This is a genomic window from Geobacillus sp. ZGt-1 (assembly GCF_001026865.1).
Lineage (GTDB): Bacteria > Bacillota > Bacilli > Bacillales > Anoxybacillaceae > Geobacillus > Geobacillus thermoleovorans.
The window spans coordinates 15,704-21,522 of record NZ_LDPD01000007.1 but is presented as its reverse complement, the minus strand read 5'-3'; the positions used below and the strand labels follow the sequence as shown (position 1 = coordinate 21,522).

At 43.5% G+C, this 5,819-nt stretch carries 14 protein-coding genes and 1 pseudogene; 4 read left to right on the top strand and 11 right to left on the bottom strand.

The window, feature by feature from the left end:
- The 9 genes and pseudogenes from VU18_RS18790 to VU18_RS02130 all read right to left on the bottom strand — a co-directional run.
- Positions 1-87: pseudogene (locus VU18_RS18790) on the bottom strand (replication protein); the annotation flags it as partial.
- Between the two features lie 48 nt (positions 88-135).
- A complete protein-coding gene (locus VU18_RS02160; RefSeq protein WP_023634373.1) occupies positions 136-363 on the bottom strand; it encodes a hypothetical protein in 228 nt (75 codons plus the stop codon).
- Complete coding sequence (locus VU18_RS02155) at positions 353-748, bottom strand: hypothetical protein (protein ID WP_042381986.1); 396 nt, start codon at positions 746-748, stop codon at positions 353-355. The genes VU18_RS02160 and VU18_RS02155 overlap by 11 nt, the downstream gene beginning before the upstream one ends.
- A complete protein-coding gene (locus tag VU18_RS02150) occupies positions 741-1,004 on the bottom strand; it encodes a hypothetical protein (RefSeq protein ID WP_233499941.1) in 264 nt (87 codons plus the stop codon). The genes VU18_RS02155 and VU18_RS02150 overlap by 8 nt, the downstream gene beginning before the upstream one ends.
- Before the next feature lie 248 nt (positions 1,005-1,252).
- Positions 1,253-1,420 carry a hypothetical protein gene (locus tag VU18_RS18280; RefSeq protein WP_162837024.1) on the bottom strand — a complete coding sequence of 56 codons (168 nt, stop codon included), beginning with the start codon at positions 1,418-1,420 and terminating at the stop codon, positions 1,253-1,255.
- A complete protein-coding gene (locus VU18_RS02145) occupies positions 1,420-1,599 on the bottom strand; it encodes a hypothetical protein (RefSeq protein WP_025950439.1) in 180 nt (59 codons plus the stop codon). Before VU18_RS02145 ends, VU18_RS18280 begins: the two co-directional genes overlap by 1 nt.
- Positions 1,600-1,616: 17 nt before the next feature.
- Positions 1,617-2,138 carry a helix-turn-helix transcriptional regulator gene (locus VU18_RS02140; protein WP_047757566.1) on the bottom strand — a complete coding sequence of 174 codons (522 nt, stop codon included), beginning with the start codon at positions 2,136-2,138 and terminating at the stop codon, positions 1,617-1,619.
- Complete coding sequence (locus tag VU18_RS02135; RefSeq protein ID WP_047757565.1) at positions 2,125-2,352, bottom strand: hypothetical protein; 228 nt, start codon at positions 2,350-2,352, stop codon at positions 2,125-2,127. The genes VU18_RS02140 and VU18_RS02135 overlap by 14 nt, the downstream gene beginning before the upstream one ends.
- Before the next feature lie 62 nt (positions 2,353-2,414).
- Positions 2,415-2,612 carry a hypothetical protein gene (locus VU18_RS02130; protein WP_044736634.1) on the bottom strand — a complete coding sequence of 66 codons (198 nt, stop codon included), beginning with the start codon at positions 2,610-2,612 and terminating at the stop codon, positions 2,415-2,417.
- A gap of 66 nt (positions 2,613-2,678) precedes the next feature.
- Between VU18_RS02130 and VU18_RS02125 the strand changes: the two genes are divergently transcribed.
- Positions 2,679-3,053 (top strand): hypothetical protein, encoded by a 375-nt coding sequence (locus VU18_RS02125; RefSeq protein WP_231578610.1) that lies wholly within the window; start codon positions 2,679-2,681, stop codon positions 3,051-3,053.
- A gap of 5 nt (positions 3,054-3,058) precedes the next feature.
- Here VU18_RS02125 and VU18_RS02120 read toward each other — a convergent pair whose 3' ends face one another.
- Together VU18_RS02120 and VU18_RS02115 are read right to left on the bottom strand one after the other, a co-directional pair.
- Positions 3,059-3,364, bottom strand: a complete 306-nt coding sequence (locus VU18_RS02120; RefSeq protein WP_047757564.1) for a hypothetical protein — start codon at positions 3,362-3,364, stop codon at positions 3,059-3,061.
- A 60-nt stretch (positions 3,365-3,424) separates the two neighbouring features.
- On the bottom strand, positions 3,425-3,625 hold the full coding sequence (locus VU18_RS02115) for a helix-turn-helix transcriptional regulator (protein ID WP_047757563.1): 201 nt from the start codon (positions 3,623-3,625) through the stop codon (positions 3,425-3,427).
- A 151-nt stretch (positions 3,626-3,776) separates the two neighbouring features.
- Between VU18_RS02115 and VU18_RS02110 the strand changes: the two genes are divergently transcribed.
- The 3 genes from VU18_RS02110 to VU18_RS02100 form a co-directional block, all read left to right on the top strand.
- On the top strand, positions 3,777-4,196 hold the full coding sequence (locus VU18_RS02110) for a helix-turn-helix domain-containing protein (protein ID WP_047757562.1): 420 nt from the start codon (positions 3,777-3,779) through the stop codon (positions 4,194-4,196).
- Between the two features lie 23 nt (positions 4,197-4,219).
- Positions 4,220-4,837 carry an HIRAN domain-containing protein gene (locus VU18_RS02105; RefSeq protein ID WP_047757561.1) on the top strand — a complete coding sequence of 206 codons (618 nt, stop codon included), beginning with the start codon at positions 4,220-4,222 and terminating at the stop codon, positions 4,835-4,837.
- Between the two features lie 30 nt (positions 4,838-4,867).
- Positions 4,868-5,819 (top strand): beta family protein (locus VU18_RS02100; RefSeq protein WP_047757560.1); only part of this gene is annotated, 952 nt, incomplete at its 3' end.

Sequence of the window (5,819 nt, the reverse complement as noted above, 5' to 3'; positions counted from 1 at the left end):
AACAACGATGCTTTCGTTCAGTCCGATCGCCACGGCGAGTTGTGGCAAAATAACCAACGGCTGATCATCTAAAAGCAAGGTTGCCATGTCATCCCCTCCCCTTGAAAAAGCTGTTTTGCTATGGCATGATAAAAACTAGAGTTCTGAAATAAAAAACTGAATCCCGTCAACTTCGAACTCGGAGGCCATTTCATCGGCGATCCGCCGGCACTCGGTTACAGTGAGCGCGTAGACGAGTGCTGTTTGGATCGTCTCGAAATGGCCGTTTTCCTTCACGACAAATTCCACTTCAAATAGCATATTCTTCGCCTTGGAAGCATATCGTAGAATGGGAGCTTCCGGCCCTCCTTTCTCAACCAGCATCAGAGATGCCGCCTTTTTGCAACAGTTGTTTCAACTTCTCATAGACGGCTTTTGGTTCTCGATTGAGCCGATTTGCGAGCTCATCAATCGTCAATACCTTGCGATGATGCCAAAGGTAGAACACTTCCTCTGCCGACCACCGTCCCTTTCGCTTTTGTGTGTTCTGCGCCTGTTCCACAACCGGTTCTCTAGGTTGGGGATCGGCCGGAGAATCACCCTCAAGAAGGGCGGCCAGTTGCCGCATCTCCTGGCTGACCGGGCAAACTTGCAAACATACGGTGCTTCGATATTTGATCCGTTCCGGGCATGTGCGGCAATGCGAATCAAGAAGTTCGCAGATTTGCAGCCGGATGTGCCTTTTTTCATGTTTATCAAGCTTATTCACGCATTCCGCTCCTCTCCTCTCCCAGCTTCACAAAATCAATTTGAATGCCGCGTCGTTGCATATCTCGTATAATGCTCAACAACTGCTGACGCCGGGCTTCTTTTCGTTCAAGTTCTTGCAGCTGTCTGACTAAATACTGCAACTCGGATATTTCAATCGCCATCGTTTCATAGTCGCGGTTTTGCAGCGCTTCCTGTATGTACTCGATGCATCTTGATGCCTTTTGCCGCAAATCCGCCTCTTGGTAAACGATCATATGGATCACCGCCATTCCTCCTTCGTTATGATCTCCAGGCGTCGTCGCAATGACCATACATGTATTGTGGCGCGGCTCCCCTTTCGGATCGTCGCCCGCTCTCGCTCGGCCTGGCCGGCGCTCATGCGCACCGACTGAAGCACAAGCGCTTGCGGGCTGGGGGCACACCCGCCGCCTGTACTCCAGTCGGCAAGCATGAGCTTGCCTTTTGGTTGGCAACATGATATGTTTGGGATAGGGCTGGTTTTTTAGGAAGCAGTGAGCGTTTGGCTTGCTGCTTTTTTCATGTTGACAAGCTTTGCTTTGGCTTCTTGCTCAATGGCTTCGATCAACTCCGGATGATTGCGCAACTCGGCGCATACCTCCTGAACTTCTCGGGCTGTCATTAATGAACTGGCTACCCATACCACGTACATTACCACCACTCCTTCCGTGATTTTTCCAATCGTTCATTCATTTGCTTTTTCCACTCGAGCAACGCCCTTCCATATTCACTGTCGAGCTTTCGTTCGCGAGAAAGCCGCAAAAACTCGCTTGTATACCAGTGGACAGCTTCCAGGTCCGTCATTTCCGCTAAATTTGGCAGTTGAAACATTGGTTTCTCCCCCTTTGTCATTGTCGAATAAACCCCTTCGCTTGTAGCTTCGCCCGATGCTTTTGCCACATCTTCCACCACGAGAACCCGTAGTCCATGCAAATGACCGCGACGTATTGCGTAAGGGCAACGATCGCGTCGATCGCCTGCATCATTGCCTCTTCCAAGCGCTGCTTGTCAAACTCTCGAATCGACCGCGGATGGTTCGCCACGCAGACACTTTCAATCGCCTCGAGGGCTTCTGTGAGCTCCTCACGCGTTTTCATCGTCACGCTCGCCCGGTGAAGGTCAACCGCATCCCCATTGAGCTTCACCGGCCCCCATCCGGTGTACTCCGCTGCCGCCTCGAGGGCCACCCACGGGTTATTGTGCTTTTCGGCGAAATATTTCGATATGTTCGGCTGCACTCGGTACCGCCCATTTTCCTGGTGCGATACGGATTCACGAGATTCATAGATTTCAAACGAAAGCTGTTGCTGCGTCATCCCTGTTTTCTGCCGCGCTGCTTTCACCGCATCGGCCGCTCTACCGCGTTTCATCCTCCGTGCTCCCCTTTCTACCATCATCCTTGAGACTTTGTGGTACAGTATCCATAGATCGGTAGCAATCCAGCACCACCTCGGCGATTTGCCGCAGGATCGGATTGCCTTTTTGCCATTCTTGTTCAAACCATTGCTTTCGCTCCTCTGGGCTCATGAGTACCAATGGGGAGTGAACGATCACCGTCGTGTTGCCGTATTTAAATTCCTTCATGCCCGCATTCCCCCTTTGTTCATGTTTATGCGGAGCATGAGGGGCGTTTGATGACATTCGGTTCACCTCGCATCATAGTATCTAACCATTGTCTGATAATCGACGACCGGCGCTGTTTCATTCAACCAATCGAGCACCTTGGCGATCCCCAGCGCCGCATCGTCTTTCGTAAATGCCGGATCATCCTTCAGCTGCATGATGATCACCAGCAGCCGATGCTTCAGCTCGGCTCTAACCCATTGATCCTGAATGGTGTTCATGCTGTCACCTGCCTTGCAGGATTTTCCTTCCTCCCTGCCGAATGATGGCTTGGGAAGGAGGTGAATATGAAAATGGACAACCGTTTCAATCATCAGTTAAAAACTATTGCCTTTTTCATTTCCGAAGGATTTCATGCTTCTAGGCTTTGTCACGAACTCATATTTGCTGAAAACAGAAAAGACAACGTGAACTTGGCTCTCACATTTTTGAATCAGGCTAATACTTTCATCACTTCAGCTAAAACCCTATATGCCCAACTATCATCGGAAGGCGAAAACCAAGAACTTGAGACATTTTTTCACCAGTTCATGGTCTTTAACAATGAAGTACTGACTAACGTTAGAACTAACCATAGCCATCAGTGGTCAGACATCGAATTTAAACAATTGGAAGAATCATTTGATTCGTTAACAGACCTTTTAAACGCCTGGGCAAAATAACAACTTTATGACTTTGTAAGCAAGTATTTTAAATGTTTAACTGTATTCAATATCTCAACAATAGAATGTTCCAGCTCGATGATTTTTCTGGACTGCCATAAAATTTCTTTGGCTAAATAGCTTTCGGGATCAACACCAACAGGTCGTTCATCTTGTTTTGTTTTTTCGATTTCCTTAAAGATGATGGTTTTCGTTGAATTCGGTAAACCTTGCAAATGTTTTTCAGTTTCAGCCGTCGTTGCCGCGACGGCTTCCTTTTCCAACTTGGCGATACGTACTTCCAAATCAGCTAGACGTTGTTCGATCGTCATTCTGCTCACCTCCTTTGCAGGCAAGGGAATAGAGGGAATCAAAAAACACAATTTGTGCAGTTATTGTTTAAAAAAAATTGACTCCACCGGAACCCCATAGTATCGGGCTATTCTAAGCTTAATTTCATCTTTAGGGATCCTTTTAGCGTTCTCATACATTTGCAACGCACTGACGCTTATTCCAACAGCATTAGCCACTTCCTCGCGAGAACGGGTACCGCGCAGTTTAACTAAGGTTTCTGCTATTTTCTGCTTATTCAATCATGAAGTCACTCCTTTTTCTGCACAAATCGTGTTCTTGATTTAAATTTTAAACCACACAAAACGTGCTGTCAACACTTTTTGTGTTTTATGGAGAATATTTTGTTTTTACTCACACGTTTTGTGTTAAAATTTAAGATAGGTGATCATTATGACTTTTGGTAAAAGGCTTCGCTTCCTGCGAAAAAAGATGAATATGACTCAAAAGGACCTAGCCGATAAGTTCAGGCTTGGTGAGAGTACAATCGGAATGTATGAAAGAGATGAAAGAGAACCGTCCTTTGAATTCGTTAGACAGCTCGCCGACTTTTTCAACGTCACCACTGACTACCTCCTCGGCCGGACTGACGATCCTAATCCTCCAGGAAGCGACAACGAGGAATTAGGTACGCTGGCGAGGATTAATCAACTCATCAAAGAGTATGGCATCGAGCAAATGGGGTTCTTTGATATTGAGAAATGGAAACATCTAACCGAAGACGAAATCAGAGAAATTATTCAACATTTCGAATGGGTAGCGTATAAAGCAGCACAAAAAAATAAGTCACCAAGAAAAGACACCGAAGAATAAATAGACGAGGTGTCTTTTTTATTTTGCAGGAGGGAGGGATAACCATAGAAAGAATCATTAACACAAAAATTGTAGGCGTTACACGAAAAAACGAAGATGGTACATCACGACAAGAGCTAATCGCTGAGTGCTATGAGGGTGAAGAATTATTTTTGGAAAGAGAACCTGATAACGAGCATGACCCAAACGCTATTTCAGTATGGAATGAGTACGGGGAACAGCTAGGGTATATAAATAAAGATTTAGCATCTAGACTAGCTCCTCAAATGGATAAAGGGATGCGCGTTGCATGTTTTGTTACTGCTGTTACTGGGGGATACGATGACAAATCATATGGTTGTAACATCAAACTTATTTTAGATCCAGAAGAAGATGACAGCAAATTCATTAACGAGAGCAAACCAAATAGTTTTGTCTATCCAATCAATAATAAACCAATCAATAATAAAGAAACAGCAATGGATGTTACAAATGCAAATCAAGATACGCAAATACACGTAGTTAAAGACTCCATACCTAAACAACAAAATACCAAAGGCACAAAAAAACCAAAAGAAAAAACAAAGTTCAGCTGTTTAGGGTGTGGATGTTGGGTTTTTATCATCGTCGTAATTGCCTTGATCATGATAGTTATTTTCTAATTTATAAAAATTTATTATAGGGGGAATAATATGTTGTATGTACCAATAATGAAATTTAAACAAGGGGAAAAAGATGCTCTTTATCAACTGCCCATTGAGTTAAAAGAAAAAGTGGTTCCTTTATTCGAAATTACTCCTGATGTTATCCAAAAGGAAAAATCCCTAAGTATTTCACAGATATGGGAGCGTCCATACTTTTTTGATATTTCTCCAGAGTACTATAGCGAATTATCAGACGAAGAATATCTTTCCCTACTAACAAAATGCCAAGGGGATGTTATCCCTGTCATCAAACTAGCAGACAATTCGGACAGAATTAAAAATGTTATCACGAGAGTTCAAAAGGGCATTGCCGTTAGAATTTATTTAGACGAAATCTTGGATGATAGTTTCCAAAAATTATTTACAGATTTAACCTCCCAGTTAAACCTGCAAGAAATCGATTTGATCATAGATGTGCAATTTGTCAGTGCAGGAGAAATAAACATAAAATCAGCTCTTATAAAAGAAGCATTGAACAGGATTAACAATATGTCTGAATTTCGGACAATAATTGTTGCTAGCAACTCATTTCCAGAAAACCTTTCAACTTATGATAAATACAGATTAGTGACCATTCCTAGAAATGAAAGTAAATTCTTTAACAAAGCGAAACAACATTTTGAAGAGAAAGGAATTAAAATCGTTTATTCTGATTATGGAGTGAATCATTGGACTTATTTTGAATACGTTCCAGGTATGCAGGTAACATTTAACATTAGATACACTTACTATGATAATTTTGTAATTTACCGAGGCGATTCGATCAAACGAGGTGGTTTTAATTTTGCGAAAGTTCAAGAGGCATGCAACGAACTCGTAAATTCTAGCTACTTTCTTGGCAAGGATTTTTCTTGGGCAGACCAAGAAATATACGACAAAGCACATAGTATAGCCAATAAACCTGGCAACCCAACAACTTGGAGAGCGTTAGGGACGAATC

Excerpts from the sequence above, each read along its gene's own strand:
- VU18_RS02120 (WP_047757564.1), bottom strand. The coding sequence starts at position 3,364 with ATGACGATCGAACAACGTCTAGCTGATTTGGAAGTACGTATCGCCAAG.
- VU18_RS02160 (WP_023634373.1), bottom strand. The coding sequence starts at position 363 with ATGCTGGTTGAGAAAGGAGGGCCGGAAGCTCCCATTCTACGATATGCT.
- VU18_RS18280 (WP_162837024.1), bottom strand. The coding sequence starts at position 1,420 with ATGTACGTGGTATGGGTAGCCAGTTCATTAATGACAGCCCGAGAAGTT.
- VU18_RS02145 (WP_025950439.1), bottom strand. The coding sequence starts at position 1,599 with ATGTTTCAACTGCCAAATTTAGCGGAAATGACGGACCTGGAAGCTGTC.
- VU18_RS02130 (WP_044736634.1), bottom strand. The coding sequence starts at position 2,612 with ATGAACACCATTCAGGATCAATGGGTTAGAGCCGAGCTGAAGCATCGG.
- VU18_RS02125 (WP_231578610.1), top strand. The coding sequence starts at position 2,679 with ATGAAAATGGACAACCGTTTCAATCATCAGTTAAAAACTATTGCCTTT.
- VU18_RS02150 (WP_233499941.1), bottom strand. The coding sequence starts at position 1,004 with ATGATCGTTTACCAAGAGGCGGATTTGCGGCAAAAGGCATCAAGATGC.
- VU18_RS02135 (WP_047757565.1), bottom strand. The coding sequence starts at position 2,352 with ATGAAGGAATTTAAATACGGCAACACGACGGTGATCGTTCACTCCCCA.
- VU18_RS02140 (WP_047757566.1), bottom strand. The coding sequence starts at position 2,138 with ATGAAACGCGGTAGAGCGGCCGATGCGGTGAAAGCAGCGCGGCAGAAA.
- VU18_RS02110 (WP_047757562.1), top strand. The coding sequence starts at position 3,777 with ATGACTTTTGGTAAAAGGCTTCGCTTCCTGCGAAAAAAGATGAATATG.